General features: G+C 60.1%; 19 protein-coding genes. 10 read left to right on the top strand and 9 right to left on the bottom strand.

The features are described 5' to 3' along the window. Nucleotides 1–298: 298 nt before the first annotated feature. The 6 genes from CER19_RS12870 to CER19_RS12895 form a co-directional block, all read right to left on the bottom strand. Nucleotides 299–1,657, bottom strand: a complete 1,359-nt coding sequence (locus CER19_RS12870; RefSeq protein ID WP_116666697.1) for a DUF1329 domain-containing protein — start codon at nt 1,655–1,657, stop codon at nt 299–301. Between the two features lie 27 nt (nt 1,658–1,684). Continuing rightward, nucleotides 1,685–3,475 carry a DUF1302 domain-containing protein gene (locus CER19_RS12875; protein WP_116666698.1) on the bottom strand — a complete coding sequence of 597 codons (1,791 nt, stop codon included), beginning with the start codon at nt 3,473–3,475 and terminating at the stop codon, nt 1,685–1,687. Nucleotides 3,476–3,955: 480 nt separating this feature from the next. Further along, on the bottom strand, nt 3,956–4,867 hold the full coding sequence (locus tag CER19_RS12880) for an SDR family oxidoreductase (protein WP_116666699.1): 912 nt from the start codon (nt 4,865–4,867) through the stop codon (nt 3,956–3,958). Nucleotides 4,868–4,985: 118 nt separating this feature from the next. After that, on the bottom strand, nt 4,986–5,888 hold the full coding sequence (locus CER19_RS12885) for an alpha/beta fold hydrolase (RefSeq protein WP_116666700.1): 903 nt from the start codon (nt 5,886–5,888) through the stop codon (nt 4,986–4,988). Next, entirely contained in the window at nt 5,888–6,670 is a 783-nt protein-coding gene (locus CER19_RS12890; RefSeq protein WP_116666701.1) for a class II aldolase/adducin family protein, read from the bottom strand. The genes CER19_RS12885 and CER19_RS12890 overlap by 1 nt, the downstream gene beginning before the upstream one ends. A 175-nt stretch (nt 6,671–6,845) precedes the next feature. Next, on the bottom strand, nt 6,846–7,301 hold the full coding sequence (locus CER19_RS12895; RefSeq protein ID WP_116666702.1) for a flavodoxin: 456 nt from the start codon (nt 7,299–7,301) through the stop codon (nt 6,846–6,848). Nucleotides 7,302–7,430: 129 nt separating this feature from the next. On the opposite strand from CER19_RS12895, the gene CER19_RS12900 reads away from it, so the two are divergent. Beyond that, nucleotides 7,431–7,898, top strand: coding sequence for a PAS domain-containing protein (locus CER19_RS12900; protein WP_116666703.1), 468 nt, complete (start codon nt 7,431–7,433; stop codon nt 7,896–7,898). A 58-nt stretch (nt 7,899–7,956) separates the two neighbouring features. After that, nucleotides 7,957–8,562: a hypothetical protein gene (locus CER19_RS12905; protein ID WP_116666704.1), complete on the top strand. Its 606-nt coding sequence runs from the start codon at nt 7,957–7,959 to the stop codon at nt 8,560–8,562. Here CER19_RS12905 and CER19_RS12910 read toward each other — a convergent pair. Next, nucleotides 8,553–9,521, bottom strand: a complete 969-nt coding sequence (locus CER19_RS12910; protein ID WP_116666705.1) for a MerR family transcriptional regulator — start codon at nt 9,519–9,521, stop codon at nt 8,553–8,555. The two genes, CER19_RS12905 and CER19_RS12910, sit on opposite strands and share 10 nt — an antisense overlap. A 213-nt stretch (nt 9,522–9,734) precedes the next feature. On the opposite strand from CER19_RS12910, the gene CER19_RS12915 reads away from it, so the two are divergent. From CER19_RS12915 to CER19_RS12940, 6 genes are read left to right on the top strand one after another with little or no spacing between them, the layout of a single operon-like run. Then, nucleotides 9,735–10,292, top strand: a complete 558-nt coding sequence (locus CER19_RS12915; RefSeq protein ID WP_032895348.1) for an antibiotic biosynthesis monooxygenase — start codon at nt 9,735–9,737, stop codon at nt 10,290–10,292. 57 nt (nt 10,293–10,349) lie between these two features. Further along, on the top strand, nt 10,350–11,060 hold the full coding sequence (folM, locus tag CER19_RS12920) for a dihydromonapterin reductase (protein WP_116666706.1): 711 nt from the start codon (nt 10,350–10,352) through the stop codon (nt 11,058–11,060). A 20-nt stretch (nt 11,061–11,080) separates the two neighbouring features. Further along, a complete protein-coding gene (gene folE / locus CER19_RS12925; protein ID WP_003194072.1) occupies nt 11,081–11,641 on the top strand; it encodes a GTP cyclohydrolase I FolE in 561 nt (186 codons plus the stop codon). A gap of 2 nt (nt 11,642–11,643) precedes the next feature. After that, nucleotides 11,644–12,015 (top strand): dihydroneopterin triphosphate 2'-epimerase, encoded by a 372-nt coding sequence (folX, locus tag CER19_RS12930; protein ID WP_003194073.1) that lies wholly within the window; start codon nt 11,644–11,646, stop codon nt 12,013–12,015. Nucleotides 12,016–12,030: 15 nt separating this feature from the next. Beyond that, a complete protein-coding gene (locus tag CER19_RS12935) occupies nt 12,031–12,327 on the top strand; it encodes a DUF1244 domain-containing protein (RefSeq protein ID WP_032879544.1) in 297 nt (98 codons plus the stop codon). Further along, nucleotides 12,320–12,658: a HopJ type III effector protein gene (locus CER19_RS12940; RefSeq protein WP_116666707.1), complete on the top strand. Its 339-nt coding sequence runs from the start codon at nt 12,320–12,322 to the stop codon at nt 12,656–12,658. Before CER19_RS12935 ends, CER19_RS12940 begins: the two co-directional genes overlap by 8 nt. A 169-nt stretch (nt 12,659–12,827) precedes the next feature. Here the strand turns inward: CER19_RS12940 and trxB are convergent, their stop codons facing one another. After that, the gene (gene trxB, locus CER19_RS12945) at nt 12,828–13,790 is read right to left on the bottom strand and encodes a thioredoxin-disulfide reductase (RefSeq protein WP_003194076.1); all 963 of its coding nucleotides are present in this window, start codon (nt 13,788–13,790) and stop codon (nt 12,828–12,830) included. Between the two features lie 293 nt (nt 13,791–14,083). Between trxB and cysZ the strand changes: the two genes are divergently transcribed. Both cysZ and CER19_RS12960 read left to right on the top strand, forming a co-directional pair. Beyond that, a complete protein-coding gene (gene cysZ, locus CER19_RS12955) occupies nt 14,084–14,848 on the top strand; it encodes a sulfate transporter CysZ (RefSeq protein ID WP_116666708.1) in 765 nt (254 codons plus the stop codon). Between the two features lie 54 nt (nt 14,849–14,902). Beyond that, nucleotides 14,903–16,105 (top strand): glycosyltransferase family 1 protein, encoded by a 1,203-nt coding sequence (locus CER19_RS12960; protein WP_116666709.1) that lies wholly within the window; start codon nt 14,903–14,905, stop codon nt 16,103–16,105. Here CER19_RS12960 and CER19_RS12965 read toward each other — a convergent pair. After that, a complete protein-coding gene (locus CER19_RS12965) occupies nt 16,074–17,177 on the bottom strand; it encodes an NADH:flavin oxidoreductase (protein ID WP_116666710.1) in 1,104 nt (367 codons plus the stop codon). The genes CER19_RS12960 and CER19_RS12965 overlap by 32 nt on opposite strands. Between the last annotated feature and the right edge of the window lie 200 nt (nt 17,178–17,377).

Below are 17,377 nucleotides of genomic sequence, written 5' to 3' on the forward strand. Positions count from 1 at the left end.
AACCCTAAGTGGCCGTTACCGCAGGAATGGATATGTACTCGGTATAGCTGTGTCGGCTGGAAGGCCGTCATCGCAGGCAAGCCAGCTCCCACATTTGGAGCCTGGGGTGTCAGGTAGAGATGCGTCGGCTGTCAGGCCGTCACGGGAGCAAGCTCCCTCGCCACAGGTCCAGCGTCGCCCCAAAGCTGTGTAGATACCTTGCTGCGATGGCGGTGCAACAGCACTCGATGAGCGGCCTGGCCCACCGCTATCGCAGGCAAGCCAGCTCCCACATTTTCAACCTCACTTAGGTGTGGAATCAGCGCACGCCCTCCGACCTCAGTGCTGCCGGGGTGTAGTCCGCCGCCTTGGCCGCGAAGCCGAACACGAAGCTGCTTTTCTCTTCGTTCTTCATGCCCAGCGCGATGTAGCGCCCGGCAATCAGGTCGTACAGGGTTTCTACGGTGTAGGCCGGCACTTGGTGGTCGTAGTAGAACTGCGCATGGCCTTCGGCAACTCGCCACAGTTGGCCGCGGCCGTCGTAGTGGTCCACCAGCGCGACTTGCCAGCTGTCTTCGTCGATGAACATGTGGCGCTTGGCATAGATGTGCCGCTCGCTGGGCTTGACGGTGCCGACCACTTCCCACACGCGGTGCAGTTCGTAACGGGTCAGGTCCTGGTTGATATGCCCGGCCTTGATGATGTCGTCGTACTTGAGGCTTGGCGAATCGAGCTTGTAGCTGTTGTAGGGAATGTACATCTCCTTCTTGCCCACCAGTTTCCAGTCATAACGGTCGGGCGCGCCGGAGAACATGTCGAAGTTGTCGGTGGTGCGCAGGCCGTCGGAGGCGGTGCCCGGGCCGTCGTAGGACACCTGCGGTGCGCGCCGCACACGGCGCTGGCCGGCGTTGTAGATCCAGGCCAGGCGCGGTTCCTTCACCTGGTCGAGGGTTTCATGCACCAGCAGCACATTGCCTGCCAGCCGCGCCGGGGCGGTGACCGACTGCTTGAAATAGCTGAGCACGTTGGCGGCCTTGGCCGGGTCGATATCCGGGATGGCCTGGGGCACCGCCACTTCTTCTTCGAAGCGGATCGGCGTGTAGCTGCCATTGGTCTGCGGCGTGGCCTGGGTGATGATGCGCCGCAGGTTGCCGCCGTGGTAACGGGTGATGTGATTCCACAGCACCTCCACGCCATTCTTGGGGATAGGGAACGCGTAGTAACGGTTGCCGGTGAAGTTCTCCAGGCCGTTGCCATCGTTGATCGCCTTCACATTCACGGCGCTGCGCTTGATCGACTCGTAAATGTCCGCCGGCAAGTTGACCGTGCGGTGGCTGGGATACACCGGGATCTTGTAGGTCTCGGGGTAGCGCTTGAACATCGCCACCTGGCCGTCGGAGAGCTTGTCCTTGTACTTGTCCACCGTGGCGGCGGTGATCACGAACAGCGGTTTTTCGTTGGCGAAGGGGTCAGCGAGGAAGCCCTTGCTGTCCACCGCGCCGGCGTTTTTCGGAATACCACCGGTCCAGGCCGGGATCGAACCATCGGCGTTGCCGGCTTTTTCAGCGCCGACCGGGGTCAGGCTGGTGCCGAGCTTAGCGGCTTCGTCGGGCGATACCGCCGCCATTACGTTGGCGGCCAATACACTCAGGGCCAACACTGCAATCATCTTACGCATAGGGTCTTGTCCTTCTTTTAAGCCAGATCAGAAGTTCACGCCGAAGCTGAGGGCGAGGAAGTCACGGTCGGTCAGGGTGTTGTAGTCACCGCCAAAAAAGTCGGTGTAGCTCAGGCTTGCGGTGTAGGTGCTGCGATAGTCCGCATCCACGCCGACGCTGATGGCCTTGGCGCCTTTGTTGAACAAGCCGTTGGGGCCGTAGCCCGCGACGTCATGGGACCAGGACAGGTTGGGCTTGAGGTTCACACCGGCAATTGCGTTGTTGTAGTCAAGGATCGCGCGCGCCCGGTAGCCCCACGAGGTGGAAGTGACAAAACCGTCGGTGTCACCTTGGAAACCGTAGGCGCCGTACACCGAGTCTCGGCCGTAGCGCAGTTTGGTTTTGTCTTCCAGGCCCGCGACGTGCACCACCGCCGCTTCGCCCACCAGGGTCAAGCGCTCGGCGCCTAGTACCTGGTCGAAGAACTGGGTCATGGTGCTCTGGATCTGGGTGATTTCCTTGCGGCGGTAGCCTTTGTTGTCATCGCCGAAATTGCTGCGGATGGGTGAGGCGAGTTGACCCGCGATGGGATTGACCAAGGCCAGGGTCAGGTCAGTGGTGTTGAGCTGCACCGGCGCATTGGGCCGATAGCTGATCTCGCCGGTCCACGCCGTGCCTGTGGGCAAGGTAGTGGAGAAACTGGCGCCGAACAGACGGATGTCTTCCGGGTAATCCAAGTAGTACTGGCCACGGCCAAGCAGGGTGCTTTGCGCCAAGCCGGCGCCAGAGCCAGGCGCCAGGGCGTTGGCAGTGTTGATAATGCGCCCGATAGTCGCCAGGTTGGTATTGGCGGTCAGGGTGCCGACGGTTGGCGTGCGGCTGTGGTAGTTCATGAAGTACAGGCCGTACTCAGTGTCATCGCCCAGCCAGCGCAGGGCCGCGCCGAACTGGCCGGAGTCGCGCGCATCGCGGTCACCGGCACGCCGCACAATCACGCCTTCATTGGTCACGCCAAACCCTTGGCCAAAGGCAGCCGCCACCGGTTGCAGCGGTCGGATCGCCGGGCTGCCGACGGTGTAGTTATTGGTGCAGCCGTCCGCCGCCACGTCCCCACCGAAGAAGGTGCCGCAGTTGTCCAGCACCGTCTGGTCCCATTCCAGTTGGTAGAAACCTTCAACAGTCAGTTGATTGGTCAGGCTCTGGGAGGCAAACAGCATGTTCACCGGGATCAAGCCTTCCTTGATCTCGGCACCGGGCCTGCGGAACGCCGACACGTCGATCGGGTTGATGCTGTTGATGGAATTACCAATGAAGGTACTTTCGCCCCAACTGACCACCTGCTTGCCGGCGCGCACGGTGCCGGGCAGGACGCCCAGGGAGTAGTTGTGATAGACGAAGGCATCGAGGATCTGCGCACCGCTGGACTTGGCGCCTTCCTTACGGTTGTGGTCGCTGATGGGCTTGAACTCGCGGCCTTCGTCCTTGAGCTCGAAGTCGTACCAATACTTGCCACGCACGAATACGCCGGTGTCGCCGTACTTCAACTCAAGGTCGTGCAGCCCCTTGAAGATCTTGGAGAAGGTCTCGCCCTTCTTGAAGTTGAGGCGCCCGTCATCCCCGGTGGACGCCTGGCCCGTCCCGCCATTGACCGTGCCGACCAGGCTTTTATCGGCATCGTGCATGCCCCAACTGGCGCCGACGGACAGCGAGGAGTCGAATTGCCCTTCGATCTCGCCGATATTGAACGAAACAGCCTGCGCCTGGGCACAGCAGCCCAGCGCAACCGCAGTGGCCAGCGCCTGTGGCGTGAAGATGGCGCGCATTATTGTTTTTGTCATGCGTCTTCCCCGGTGAGTGACAGAAGGCCCCACCCTACTGCCGCCCTTGAGGAGCGATAAGCGCACCAAGGAGGTATTCGTGTTGTCGCTCGAAAGGATGAAGGGGTTCCCTGGCAGGACGCTGGACCGAGCCATGCATGGGATGGATGAAGGCTTATCAGAGGAATCGATGGCGCCGGGTAATTATTGCCGATTTGGTAATAGTCCTTGTCCCGATTTGCTATTACTCATTTTGTTACAACCGATTATTCTTGCCTGGCTTTCAGGGCAAACAGCCCGCTCCCGCATCGGGGAGAGAAGCCGATTTATAACGGATTGATCCAGTAATCAGTCTGTTCCCGGTGTTCACTGACGTTGATTTGTCGCTCCTTGATCCAACGTCTTACTTCGGCCGCTGCCTATGCAGCGGCCTTTTTTATGCCCGAAACAAAACGGGGCGTCATCGACGCCCCGTGGGATTCATTGATTTACCGGCAATGATCAGAGGCTGAACTTCTGCAAATTAGCCATCATTTCCTTCAACGCCTCGATATTGTCCTTGGGGTGCGCAGCCCCTTCGAAATCGCAGATTTGCTGCCAGTGCGCGGCCACATCCTGCGGCGAAAAACCGGCCTCGGGATCAAAACCCACGCCCAGGCTGCGCTCCCAACGGGTCTTGCCGATCCAGCCGCCACCCACTTCAAACAAGCCGGCAGTTTCTTCACAAGCTTCACTGCCCAGGTACACCACCAACGGGCTGACCAGTTCCGGCTTGAGGCGCTCGAACACCTGCGGCGGAATCAGCCCTTCGGTCATGCGCGTGCCGCCGGTGGGGGCAATCGCGTTGACCAGAATGTTGTTCTTGCGCCCTTCCAGCGCCAGGGTGCGGGTCAAGCCATACAGGCCCAACTTGGCCATGCCGTAGTTGGACTGGCCGAAGTTGCCGTAAATACCTGACGTCGACGCCGTGAAGATAACCCGGCCATAACCCTGCTCGCGCAAATGCCGCCAGGCGGCGCGGGTGACTTTGTAGGCGCCTTCGACATGCACCCGGTAAACCAGGTCCCAGTCGCTGTCGTCCATTTTGTGGAAGGTCTTGTCGCGCAGGATGCCGGCGTTGTTGACCACCACGTCGACCCGGCCGAAAACATCCAGGGCGTTCTGTACGATCTTGTCGCCGTCGGTGACGGAGTCATGGTTGGCTTCGGCAATACCGCCCGCCGCGCGGATCTGCGCCACCACCCGGTCGGCCGCCGAGGCGTTGGCGCCCTCGCCTTGGGTTGAGCCACCCAGGTCGTTAACCAGCACTTTGGCCCCGTGCCTGGCGAACAGCAGCGCATGGGCCTGGCCCAAGCCACCACCGGCGCCGGTGACGATCACGACCTTATCCTGAAACTGCACTGACTCACTCATACCGAACTCCGCTGGCGACAATGGGAATAGGCAGAGTGTCACGCACGTAGCCTTTGGTCACAATAAAGACGGCCAGGGCTGAATGGTGCTTGATAAGGCAGCAGGATGATGCGCAGGCTCAGGAATAGGCCGCGCGCGATGAAGGCTGGCTGATGCGCTCACGAAACGCCTGGTAATGCTTGAGCACTTGGACCGGCGCCTCGATCTGCGGGTAGTGGCCGATATTGGCCAGTCTTATCGTGTCGGGCTCGGGCACCAGTTGGCGATAGCGCTCGACCATATGGGCACCAGAAATCGGGTCGACCTCGCCGTCGATCACCCGCAACGGCACTTCGCCTCGCTGCATGGCCGCCAGCCAGCGCTCGCGCAGACGACGACGCTGGGGAATGTAGGCGATGAGTTTGTGCAGGATACGCGGGCCGTCGTTGCAACTGATCAAACTCCAGAAATCATCCAGCACGCTTTCACTGGGTCGCGTCTGGGGGCCGAAGATCTGGTTGAAACTGCTGGCCAAGGCATTGCGCCCAAAGGCCCGACCGATCATCCAGCCCAACGGGCTGAGCAGTAGCTTTTGCACCAGCGCCGGCCGATGGGTTTCCGGAAACAGCCCGCCGTTTAGAAATACGCAGCTCGCCATCTGGAACCGCCCCTCGTAATGCCGGGCCAATAACTCCTGGGCGACGCTGTCGCCATAGTCATGAGCCAACACATGCACCGGCCGCTCTACCCGCAGGTGCTCAAGCAGCGCCTGTTGCAGATCGGCCTGTTCCAACAGGCAATAGTCGTGGTTCAAGGGTTTGGCCGAGTCGCCAAAGCCGAGCATGTCGCAGGCGATCACCAGGTTACGCTGGGCCAGGGGCTGCCACAGGTAGTGCCAGTCCCAACTGGCCGTGGGGAACCCATGAATCAGCAGCAACGGCTCGCCCTGCCCGGCCACCCAATACCGCACGGTGTGGCCACGAAAGACGAAGTCCTGGCCGCGCTTGCGCCAGGCTCTGAGCGGTATCTCGGCGAGTGGCATCAGCTTTTATACCCGGGGTCCTGTTGGTCCAATTTGCGTAGCAGCGCCGGCCAGGCCAGCGCACCACCCATACCTTGGGCGCTTTTTGTGACAGCTGCCACCATCGCCTTGGCACCGGCGAGAATCTGCGGCTCGATGGCGATCAACTCGGTGCCGCCGCTCTGGGCCAGCACCTGGATCTCGCAGGCGCGCTGGAAGGTGAACATCATCAGGAAGGTATCGGCGATGGTGCCGGCGCAGGTCAGCAGGCCGTGGTTGTGCAGCATCAGGAAATTGTTCTGGCCCAGATCCGCTTGCAGCCGGGCCTTTTCCTCGTGATTGAGCGCCACGCCCTCATAGGCGTGATAGCCCAGGCTGGACAGTACAAACAGCGATTGCTGGCTGATGGGCAACACACCCTGCTTTTGCGCACACACCGCCACGCCCGCAGCAGTGTGGGTGTGCAGCACGCAGGTCACGTCGTGGCGCACTTCGTGGATGGCGCTGTGGATGGTGTAGCCCGCAGGGTTGATCTCGTAGGGGCTGTCCATTTGCTTATTGCCGGCCTGGTCAACCTTGACCAGGCTCGACGCGGTGATCTCGTGGAACATCAGCCCATAGGGGTTGATCAGGAAATCTTCAGTGCCCGGCACCTTGGCCGAAATATGCGTGAAGATCAGGTCATCCCAGCCGTGCATGGCCACCAGGCGATAACAGGCCGCAAGGTCCACGCGGGTTTGCCATTCGGCGGGGCTGACCTGGGCTTTGACATTCTGTGGCGATGGAGCAGGGGCTAGGCTCATGGCAATGACCTCCTTGGCGCACTTCTTATGGTGTCTAAAGTGAGAGCCAGTCTAGTCAGACGCCGAGGCGCAAGGAGTTTCCTTGGCAGCCAGCTTGATGACTGAGCGAGTCAGTCAAGAGAATAGTACAAATACGTGTCAAACAAGCGCCGTCAATAACGGCGCTCCCTGGGGTTCAACCGCGCAGCGCGGTGATCAAATCGGCCAGCCAAGGCTCGGCGTCAGCTTCCGGGGTGACGCTCTCGCTGGCGTCCAGGCGCAGCATCGGCTGCACTTCGCGGATGCCCAGTTCGGCGAACAATTCGCGCATTTGTTCACCGCCGCCACAGAAGGTATCGCCGTAGCTGGCGTCGCCCAGGCCGATGACCGCTCCCGGCAGGCCGCGCCAGGCGGCGGGCAGTTGGTCGCGGAGGGTTGAGTACAGAGGTTGCAGATTGTCGGGCAGCTCGCCCATGCCGGTGGTCGAGGTCACTGCCAGGAATGCATCGGGAGCAAAGGCCTGCACGTCTGCAAGCGTGGCACGCGCGTTGTGCCAGGCGTTGAAACCTGCGTCCTTGAGGATTTCTTCCGCGTGGCGAGCGACTTCTTCAGCCGTACCGTAGACCGAGCCGGAGAGGATGGCGACTTTCATCAATCTGATCCTGTAGTTGAGTGAAAGCGTGGGATATTAGCAGCCTGGGCCAATATTTCAGTGCGCGCCGTGCAACATTCCAGACTTGCCATAAACTAGCAAGGTCAAAACCAGGCCAGGGACCGCTCAATGATTAACGCCAAACTGCTGCAAATGGTCGTCAATGCGTCCAATGACGGGATCGTCGTTGCCGAACGCGAAGGCAAAGACAAACCACTGATCTACGTCAACCCGGCCTTCGAACGGCTGACCGGCTATACCCTCGACGAGATCCTCTATCAGGACTGCCGCTTTCTGCAGTCGGGCGACCGCGACCAACCGGCCTTGATCGCCATTCGTGACGCGCTCGACAACGGCGGCGCCTGCCGGGAGATCCTGCGCAACTTTCGCAAGGACGGCACGCCTTTCTGGAACGAGCTATCGCTTTCGACCGTGTACAACGAGGTCGACAAGCAAACCTATTTCGTCGGCGTGCAAAAAGACGTCACCACCCAAGTCAAGGCACAGCAGCGCGTCGCCCAACTGGAAGCCCAGTTAGCCGAGCTCAAAAGTGAGATCGCCGCACTCAAGGCGACGAGTGGAATTAACAAACTGTAAAAAACGCGGTCTTTAGAGCGATAATGGCTTTTTAATGCCTCAGCCTTGAGCTAGATCAATGCAACGCGACACGCTATTGACGCAGGACGAGCTGGATTTTATCCAGGACATGCAGCACAACCCGCAGCTCAACCTGCGGGATGCATGGTCGAGCCTGACGGTTAATGGCGGGGCGCAGATTCGCGATTTGCTCACGCGGCTGGCCGCCCACGACCAGGTCACCATCCAGGCGCAGTTCGACAACCAGCAACTCACCTTCCCGTTGCATCTGGTGGAAGATGAGTTTCATGCTGTGCATTTGCGCCTGGGCGTACCGAGTATTTTTGAAGATGGGCCGATGATCCGCCCATGGCGCCTGGCGCTTGAAACGCCGGTGGCGCTGGAAAACATCAAGGGCTACCCCAGCGCGCTGTGGGTGCACGAAGTGTCATTCAAAGGGGTGCTGGTAGAAGTGCGTGGCCGGGTCAAACCGCCAAAGACGTTTTCCCTGTGGTTCAGCCCTTCCGGCTACGAACGCATCGCCCTGCGCGGTACGCTGGAGCGGGTAACCGCCCGCGGCCTGTTCGCCTATCGCCTGAGCCAAAGCGATGCCGATGAGATCGAACGGCTACGCCAGTTCATCCTGCACCAGCACCGCCTGGTGCATCCTCACGTTCACGCCTGAGACTCGGGATCCAGATGGCCGCTGAGCAGTTGCTGCAAGCGGCGCGGCATCAAGCGTCCGTCATTGCCCAAGCAACCAATCGACGAATCCGCCAGGCTGTGTTCTGCCAGCTCTGACGCCTCTCCAGCCAGCAACAACGGGCAATCGAGGGTGAAGGCCAGGCGATTGAGCCGTGATGCCAACTCTGCGCCAGGGGCATGGTTGGAAAACAGCACCAGGGCTTGCGGCCGAGTGCGCTCGCAGATCAGCGTCAACTCATCCAGTGGCTGGCCAACGCCCAGGACCTTAACCGCCAGTTTATCGCTCGACATCAACAAGCCCGCCACCAGCAACTCCAGCTCACGGCACTCTCCGGCAATGGCTGAGAGCAATACCCGGGGCGCTGGCGAGGCACAGGCCATTTGCAGGCACCGTGCGACGCGCGAGTGCAGGAAATTGTCGAAGAACAGCCACTCGCTGGCTTGGCCAAAGCGGCCTTGGTGACGTAACAACTGCTGCCACAGCGGGACCAAAATGTCCTGGAACACCACGGTCGTCGAATAGACGCTGAAGATCTGGCCGTACAACCGGTCGAGCTCACGATCATCAAAAGCACTGATGGCCTGCCGCAGTTGCGCCTGCCATTGGCGCCACTCCAGTTCGGTATCGCTGCGTGACGCGGTAGCCGGCTCGTTGGGCTGTGGGTCGCGTGCCAAAAGCTTGCCGACTTTGCTCACCGCCACGCCCCGCTCGATCCAGTCGAGGATGCGGTGCACGGTTTCAATATCGGTGCTTGAGTAAAGCCTGTGCCCACTTTCGGTGCGTAAAGGCTGGATCAAACCGTAGCGACGCTCCCACGCACGCAACGTCACCGGGTTTACGCCTGTGAGTCTTGCCACTTCACGAATCGGAAACAGCCCATCGCAGTCAGTGTGGCTGTCGGGTGTTGTTTCGCGAAAAGGCGCAGTGATTTCGGGCATCAGCGGTCAAGAAACTTATATGAATTTGAATACCATTTAACGCCGATTGATCTGCATGATTCAAGATCTGCGGCGATCCATCCGAAGTTTCTGGCGTATTTGGGCAAAACCGGAATAATCCTTGCCTGTTCTTTTGCGTCGCTGCACCACCCCGCAGCTTCGTCCGTGCGCCGCCTACCCGGCTCGGCGCACTTGCTGATTTGGAGATATACGATGTCTACCTCACCCGTCACCTTGATGGTTGCGCGCCGCGTGGCCAAAGGTCGCTACGAAGAATTGATGGCCTGGCTGCGCGAAGGCGAGCAATTGGCGACTGACTTCCCCGGTTACCTGGGTTCCGGCGTGCTGGCCCCGCCACCTCATGATGATGAGTTCCAGATCATCTTTCGCTTTGCCGATGAAAAGACCCTGCACGCATGGGAGTTCTCCGCTTCGCGCAGCGCGTGGCTGAGCCGTGGCAGCGAGCTGTTTGCCGACCCGTCGGAGCACCGTGTCAGCGGTATCGATGGCTGGTTTGGTGCCGTGGGTGCACGCCCGCCACGCTGGAAACAGGCGGTGGCCATCTGGTTGGCTTTTTTCCCGGTATCGTTGCTGTTCAACTTCGGCCTGGGGCCGCTGCTCAGCGAGTTGGACCTGTTCAGCCGCGTACTGGTGAGCACCGCAGCCCTGACCCCGTTGATGGTTTATCTCTTTATCCCGCTGTCGACCCACCTGCTGGCGAACTGGCTGCACCCTTCGCCCCCGCGCAAAGTCACTGAAGCCGCCGCTTGAGTACAGGGAGGCCGGGGCGCTGGTATAGTTTGAGCCTGCCAGCGACTTGAGCCTCCCATGAATGCAACCAACGCTCCGATCCTGATCACCGGTGCCGGCCAGCGTGTCGGCCTGCATTGTGCCGAGCGCCTGTTGGATGAAGGCCAATCGGTGATATTCAGCTACCGCAGTGAACGTCCCGGCGTGCAGGCACTGCGTGAACGGGGTGCCATCGGTGTGTTTGCCGACTTCTCCAGCGAAGCCGGAGTGCTGGCTTTCATTGCCGCAGTGAAAAACCATACTCAAAGCCTGCGAGCAATCATCCACAACGCTTCAGCCTGGGTCGCCGAAACCCCGGGCGACGAAAGCCGTGCCTTTATCGACATGTTCAGCGTGCACATGCTTGCGCCGTACCTGATCAACCTGCATTGTTCCCCTTTGCTGCAACGCTCGACACCTGCCGATATCGTGCATATCAGCGATGACGTGGTGCGCAAGGGCAGCCGGCAGCACATCGCCTATTGCGCCACCAAGGCCGGCCTCGACAGCCTCACGCTATCGTTTGCCGCGCAGTTCGCGCCGCGGATCAAGGTCAACGGTATCGCCCCGGCGATGGTGATGTTCAACGAAAGCGACGACGCGGCCTATCGCGCCAAGGTCCTGGCCAAGTCGGCCCTGGGCATCGAGCCCGGGCCTGAGGTGATCTACCAGAGCGTGCGTTACCTGCTGGACAACCCCTATGTCACTGGTACCACCCTGACCGTCAACGGCGGGCGGCATATCAAGTAAGCCGTTTGCGAGGATGTTGTATGACCTTATCCCTGCCCCACCACTACCGCGAGATCCTCAAGGGCCTGGGCGAAGACCCGCAGCGCGAGGGCCTGCTCGACACGCCCAAGCGTGCCGCCAAGGCCATGCAGTACCTGTGTCACGGCTATGAGCAGAACCTGGAAGAAATCGTCAACGGCGCACTGTTTGCGTCCGACAATGACGAGATGGTGATCCTCAAGGACATCGAGTTGTACTCGTTGTGCGAGCATCACCTGCTGCCCTTTATCGGCAAGGCCCATGTGGCCTATATTCCGACCGGCAAGGTGCTGGGCCTGTCAAAACTGGCGCGCATTGTCGACATGTTCGCCCGGCGCCTGCAGATCCAGGAAAACCTCACGCGGCAAATCGCCGACGCCATCCAGGACGTGACCCAGGCCGCTGGCGTGGCGGTGGTGATCGAAGCCAAGCACATGTGCATGATGATGCGCGGCGTAGAGAAACAGAATTCAACCATGAACACCTCGGTGATGCTCGGCGCCTTTCGCGAGTCGAACACCACCCGCATGGAGTTCCTGCAACTGATTGGACGGAGCAAGTAGCAATGCCACAACTTCAACCAGGCATGGCGCGTATCCGGGTCAAGGACCTGTGCCTGCGCACCTTTATCGGCATCAACGAGGACGAGATCCTCAACAAGCAGGATGTGCTGATCAACCTGACCATCCTGTATGCCGCCCAGGAGGCCGTGCGTGACAACGATATCGACCACGCCCTGAACTACCGCACCATCACCAAGGCCATCATCGCTCATGTCGAAGGCAACCGCTTTGCCCTGCTGGAGCGCCTGACCCAGGAACTGCTGGACCTGGTGATGAGCAACGAATCGGTGCTGTACGCCGAAGTCGAAGTGGACAAGCCCCACGCGCTGCGCTTTGCCGAGTCGGTTTCGATCACTCTGGCCGCCAGCCGCTGATATTAAGTGAGCCCTATGAACGACCAACAACGCCTCGAACTCGAAGCCGCCGCCTTTCGCCGACTGGTGGCCCATCTGGACAGCCGCAAGGATGTGCAGAATATCGACCTGATGAACCTCGCCGGCTTCTGCCGCAACTGCCTGTCCAAGTGGTACAAGGCCGAAGCCGACGAACGCCAGATCGAGGTCAGCCTCGATGACGCCCGTGAAGTGGTGTACGGCATGCCGTACGCCGAGTGGAAAGCCCAATACCAGCAAGAAGCCAACGCCGACCAACAGGCCGCGTTCGCCAAAGGGAAGCCTCATGACTGATTTGAACACCCTGCGCGCCAGCCTCAACAGTGGCGAACACGTCTTTGCCGATACCCTGGCGTTCGTCGCGGCCGGTTACGACTACCAGCCGCAAGCTTTCACCAACGGCGGTGTGGAAAATGCCGCAGGGCAGAATGAAGGGTCCTGCAAGACCCTGGGCTTGGCCTTGTTGGAAGGCTTGAGCGATCAAGAAGCGTTGCTGGCGTTTGGTGAGCATTACCGTTCGGTGGTGGCTACTCCGGACGGCAGTGACCATGGCAATATTCGGGCGCTGATTGCCCATGGGTTGGCCGCAGTGAAGTTTGCTGAACAGCCTCTGACTCGCCGCTGATTCATAACCAACCCCGCTCAATGTGGGAGCCGGGCTTGCCCGCGATGACGGTGGTGACTATCACACCGCTATCGCAGGCAAGCCAGCTCCCACATTTGTTTTGCGGTGTCTCGGCTAGATCGCAGGCATAAAAAAACCGGCTTTCGCCGGTTTTTTTGAGTCAACGGGTTTAGAACGAAGCGTCCTTCAAACCGTCGAGGTAACGCTCGGCATCCAGGGCCGCCATGCAACCGGCGCCGGCCGAGGTGATGGCCTGTCGGTAGACGTGGTCTGCCACGTCGCCGGCAGCGAAGATACCTTCGATGTTGGTCGCGGTCGCATTGCCTTCACGGCCGCCTTGCACCACCAGGTACCCGTCTTTGGCTTCCAGCACGCCTTCGAACAGCGAGGTGTTCGGGGTGTGGCCGATGGCGATGAACACGCCGTCGACTTTCAGCTCGTCGAAGCTGCCGTCGTTGTTTTTCAGGCGGGCACCGGTCACACCCATGTTGTCGCCCAGGACTTCATCCAGGGTGGCGTTGAGCTTGAGGATGATCTTGCCTTCGGCGACACGGGCGTGCAGCTTGTCGATCAGGATCTTCTCGGCGCGGAAAGTCTCGCGGCGGTGAACCAGGGTCACGGTGCTGGCGATGTTGGCCAGGTACAGCGCCTCTTCCACGGCAGTGTTGCCACCGCCGACCACGGCAACCGGCTTGTTGCGGTAGAAGAAACCATCGCAAGTGGCGCAGGCCGAAACGCCCTTGCCCATGAACGCTTCTTCCGATGGCAGGCCCAGGTAACGTGCACTGGCGCCGGTGGCGATGATCAGCGCGTCGCAGGTGTACACACCGCTGTCACCGGTCAGGCTGTAAGGCTTTTTCGAGAAGTCGACCTTGTTGATATGGTCGAAGACAATCTCGGTTTCAAAGCGCTCGGCGTGCTCTTTCATACGCTCCATCAACACCGGGCCGGTCAAACCATGGACATCGCCAGGCCAGTTGTCGACTTCAGTAGTGGTGGTCAACTGACCGCCCGCCTGCATGCCGGTGATCAGCAGCGGCTTGAGATTGGCCCGGGCAGCGTAGACAGCGGCGCTGTAACCGGCAGGGCCGGAACCGAGAATAATCACTCGGGAATGACGGGTATCAGACATGACTCACTCCTACCGACCGCCCGGACCACAGGGCGGCGGGAATAAAAAAGGACGGCGAAGCACTTGGGGAAGGCTTTGACTCGCCAGGTCCTGAAAATAATGGGTGCAGCGTATCGAGGGGGGCAAGATTAAGGAAATACGCATTAACAATCCAGCTCATAGGTGTTCTCTATGCGCGCGATTGAGCTAATCGACACCTTTGTAACCCTGGATGTCGCCTACCTGCCCGCGCTTTCACAACAGGTGCAAAGCCGGTAAGGTCGGCGCGTTCGCCATTTTGCTCGGAGTACTCCATGCCCGCCCCTGCTCTTTCCGGCCCGCAATACCTGCGTGAAGGCCTCAAACTGGTGTTGAGCCCTGGCCTGCGCCTGTTTGTGTTGCTGCCGTTGGCGATCAACCTGGTGCTGTTCGTCGGGTTGATCTATTTCGCCGGCCATCAGTTCAGCCTGTGGGTCGACAACTTGATGCCGACGCTGCCCCACTGGCTAGGCTTTTTGAATTACCTGTTGTGGCCACTGTTTGTCGTGCTGGTGGTGCTGATGGTGTTTTTCACGTTCACCATGCTCGCCAATATCATCGCCGCGCCGTTCAACGGGTTTCTCGCCGAGAAAGTCGAGGTCGTGGTACGCGGCACCGATGACTTCCCGCCGTTCAGTTGGGCCGAACTGGCAGCCATGGTCCCACGCACCCTGGCGCGGGAGATGCGCAAGCTGGGTTACTTCCTGCCACGTGCCATCGGCCTGTTTATCCTGTCGTTCATCCCGGTGGTCAACCTGATCGCGGCGCCGTTGTGGCTGCTGTTTGGCGTCTGGATGATGGCGATCCAGTACATCGACTACCCGGCCGATAACCATAAGCTGGGCTGGAACGAGATGCTCGCGTGGCTGCGCCAGAAACGCTGGCAGAGCATGAGTTTTGGCGGCATTGTCTACCTGGTACTGCTGGTGCCGGTGGTCAACCTATTGATGATGCCTGCGGCGGTGGCCGGCGCGACGTTGTTCTGGGTGCGAGAACAAGGCGCCGAGGCAATGGAGAAGCAAGCGGTGGCCACGTCATAAATCCATCATCGCACTGACACAATGGCGACATGGCCCACGCCGACACTGTGGGTCATGACGACAGCCTCGCTTCACATCACCCTCATTACCGAAACCTTCCCGCCGGAAATCAACGGGGTGGCCAATACCCTTGGCCGCCTGTGCGAGGGCTTGCGCTCACGCGGCCATCAGGTCGAGCTGGTACGCCCACGCCAAAGTACCGACCAAAGCCGCCCCAGCGATGATGAACTGCTGCTGTGCCGCGGCTGGCCACTGCCTGGCTATCCAGGCCTGCAATGGGGTCAGTCGTCGATGCACAAGTTGCTGCGCCGTTGGACGCGCCAGCGCCCGGATGTGCTCTATATCGCTACCGAAGGGCCGTTAGGGCTGTCTGCATTACGTGCAGCTCGGCGCCTGGGCATCAGCGTGGTCAGCGGTTTTCACACCAATTTTCAGCAGTACTCCAACCAATACGGTTTGAGCCTGTTAAGTCGCATGGTCACCCATTACCTGCGCTGGTTTCATAACCGCTCAACCTTGACACTGGTACCCAGCGCCAGTCAGCGCCTGGAACTAGAGCGCCGACATTTCGAGCGCCTGGGCATGTTGTCGCGGGGTGTGGACAGCCAACTGTTCCACCCTGCCAAACGCGATAATGCCTTGCGTGAGAGTTGGGGTTTGGAGAGCGGCGATGTCGCCGTGCTGCATGTGGGACGCCTGGCCCAGGAGAAGAATCTGGGGCTGCTCAAACGGTGCTTTGATGCGTTACAGGATACCTACCCACTACGGAGGATGAAGCTGATTGTCGTCGGTGATGGCCCCCAGCGTGCGTCGTTGGAACGCGAGCTGCCCGATGCGGTGTTCTGCGGCACTCAACGCGGCGAAGAGCTGGCAAGGCATTACGCCTCAGGGGATCTGTTCCTGTTTCCCAGCCTGACCGAAACCTTCGGCAATGTGGTGCTCGAAGCGATGGCGTCTGGCCTGGGAGTGGTGGCTTACGACCAGGCTGCTGCAAGCCAGCATCTACGTCATGGCTATAGCGGCGCACTGGCAATGCCTGGGGATGAAGACGCATTTTGCGACGCAGCCATCTGGCTGCTGGAGGAGCGTGAAACGTTGCGCAGAGTGCGCTTGAATGCCCGACAACATGCCAGCCGTCAGGGCTGGCCGGCGATTATCGAGCAATTCGAGCGCCAGTTGCGTGGGGTATGCGAGGACGTTCAACCGGTGCCTGCCCTCTCACCGCTCACACCAGAGTCATCAACGCCTCACGACTGAAGGGCAAGATGTCGCCCTCGCGTCCTTCGCGCACCTTCACCGCCCAATCCGGGTCCACCAGCAATGCACGGCCCACTGCCACAAGGTCGAACTCATCGTTGTTCAGGCGCTCCAGCAGTTTCTCCAGGCTGGCAGGCTGGGCGACCTTGTCGGTGTTGACCATGAACTGCAGGAACTCGCCATCCAGGCCCACGCTGCCCACCGTGATGGTTGGCTTGCCGGTGAGCTGACGCGTCCAGCCGGCCAGGTTGAGGTCCGAGCCTTCAAATTCAGGCTCCCAGAAACGACGGGTGGAACAGTGGAAAATATCCACGCCAGCGTCAGACAATGGCTTGAGGAACTCACCCAACGCTTCAGGGGTTTGTACCAGGCGTGCGGTGTAGTCCTGCTGCTTCCACTGGGAGAAACGCAAGATAATCGGAAAGTCCGGGCCAACAGCGGCGCGGGTCGCCTGGATCAGTTCGATGGCGAAGCGCGAGCGGTTGGCCAGGCTGCCACCGTATTCGTCGGTGCGCTGGTTGCTGCCTTCCCAGAAAAACTGGTCGACGAGGTAGCCGTGGGCACCGTGGATTTCCACGCCGTCCATGCCGATCGCCTGGGCATCCTTGGCGGCTTGGGCGAAGGCGTTGATCACCTCCGCGATGTCCTGCTTCGTCATGCCATGGACAACCACGTTGCCGTCCTTGAGCTTTTCCATCGGGCCATAGGCCGGGACGCTGGCGTCAGGTTCGGTACCGATACGGCGCACACTGCCCACATGCCACAGCTGCGGGACAATCTTGCCGCCTTCGGCGTGGACCGCATCGACCACTTTCTTCCAACCAGCCAGTGCGGCCTCACCGTAGAAATGCGGCACGTTGGGATAGCCATTGGAGGCCTGGTGCCCGACCACCGTGCCTTCGGTGATGATCAAGCCCACGCCAGCAGCGGCACGGCGACGGTAGTACTCAATGACTTTCGAATTAGGTACGCCACCTGGGGAGAACGAGCGGGTCATGGGCGCCATGACCACGCGGGTCGACAGTTGCAATGCGCCGAGTTGGAAGGGTTTGAACAAGGCTTGGACGGGCATGGAGCGCTCCACGGCTAAGAAATTTATGACGTGGATAATATGGAGACTAAAGCGCCACTCATAGCACTATTGATCTAAATGATTAAGGTATAGAAGTACCCGTGGGCCTGTCCCCCGGCAGCGTACGCCATGAAGCTGGTTATCCAGTCTTCTGCCTCAAGCTCTTTGCATATTCGTTCGGAGAACGATACCCCAGAGCT

Origin of the sequence: Pseudomonas sp. GL93, assembly GCF_003408955.1 — a bacterium.
Taxonomy (GTDB): Bacteria; Pseudomonadota; Gammaproteobacteria; order Pseudomonadales; family Pseudomonadaceae; genus Aquipseudomonas; species Aquipseudomonas paracarnis.

What these genes read in the sequence shown, in the direction of transcription:
- CER19_RS12870 (WP_116666697.1), bottom strand. Translation starts at nt 1,657, where the DNA reads ATGCGTAAGATGATTGCAGTGTTGGCCCTGAGTGTATTGGCCGCCAAC.
- CER19_RS12875 (WP_116666698.1), bottom strand. Translation starts at nt 3,475, where the DNA reads ATGACAAAAACAATAATGCGCGCCATCTTCACGCCACAGGCGCTGGCC.
- CER19_RS12880 (WP_116666699.1), bottom strand. Translation starts at nt 4,867, where the DNA reads ATGAGTGAGTCAGTGCAGTTTCAGGATAAGGTCGTGATCGTCACCGGC.
- CER19_RS12885 (WP_116666700.1), bottom strand. Translation starts at nt 5,888, where the DNA reads ATGCCACTCGCCGAGATACCGCTCAGAGCCTGGCGCAAGCGCGGCCAG.
- CER19_RS12890 (WP_116666701.1), bottom strand. Translation starts at nt 6,670, where the DNA reads ATGAGCCTAGCCCCTGCTCCATCGCCACAGAATGTCAAAGCCCAGGTC.
- CER19_RS12895 (WP_116666702.1), bottom strand. Translation starts at nt 7,301, where the DNA reads ATGAAAGTCGCCATCCTCTCCGGCTCGGTCTACGGTACGGCTGAAGAA.
- CER19_RS12900 (WP_116666703.1), top strand. Translation starts at nt 7,431, where the DNA reads ATGATTAACGCCAAACTGCTGCAAATGGTCGTCAATGCGTCCAATGAC.
- CER19_RS12905 (WP_116666704.1), top strand. Translation starts at nt 7,957, where the DNA reads ATGCAACGCGACACGCTATTGACGCAGGACGAGCTGGATTTTATCCAG.
- CER19_RS12910 (WP_116666705.1), bottom strand. Translation starts at nt 9,521, where the DNA reads ATGCCCGAAATCACTGCGCCTTTTCGCGAAACAACACCCGACAGCCAC.
- CER19_RS12915 (WP_032895348.1), top strand. Translation starts at nt 9,735, where the DNA reads ATGTCTACCTCACCCGTCACCTTGATGGTTGCGCGCCGCGTGGCCAAA.
- folM (WP_116666706.1), top strand. Translation starts at nt 10,350, where the DNA reads ATGAATGCAACCAACGCTCCGATCCTGATCACCGGTGCCGGCCAGCGT.
- folE (WP_003194072.1), top strand. Translation starts at nt 11,081, where the DNA reads ATGACCTTATCCCTGCCCCACCACTACCGCGAGATCCTCAAGGGCCTG.
- folX (WP_003194073.1), top strand. Translation starts at nt 11,644, where the DNA reads ATGCCACAACTTCAACCAGGCATGGCGCGTATCCGGGTCAAGGACCTG.
- CER19_RS12935 (WP_032879544.1), top strand. Translation starts at nt 12,031, where the DNA reads ATGAACGACCAACAACGCCTCGAACTCGAAGCCGCCGCCTTTCGCCGA.
- CER19_RS12940 (WP_116666707.1), top strand. Translation starts at nt 12,320, where the DNA reads ATGACTGATTTGAACACCCTGCGCGCCAGCCTCAACAGTGGCGAACAC.
- trxB (WP_003194076.1), bottom strand. Translation starts at nt 13,790, where the DNA reads ATGTCTGATACCCGTCATTCCCGAGTGATTATTCTCGGTTCCGGCCCT.
- cysZ (WP_116666708.1), top strand. Translation starts at nt 14,084, where the DNA reads ATGCCCGCCCCTGCTCTTTCCGGCCCGCAATACCTGCGTGAAGGCCTC.
- CER19_RS12960 (WP_116666709.1), top strand. Translation starts at nt 14,903, where the DNA reads ATGACGACAGCCTCGCTTCACATCACCCTCATTACCGAAACCTTCCCG.
- CER19_RS12965 (WP_116666710.1), bottom strand. Translation starts at nt 17,177, where the DNA reads ATGCCCGTCCAAGCCTTGTTCAAACCCTTCCAACTCGGCGCATTGCAA.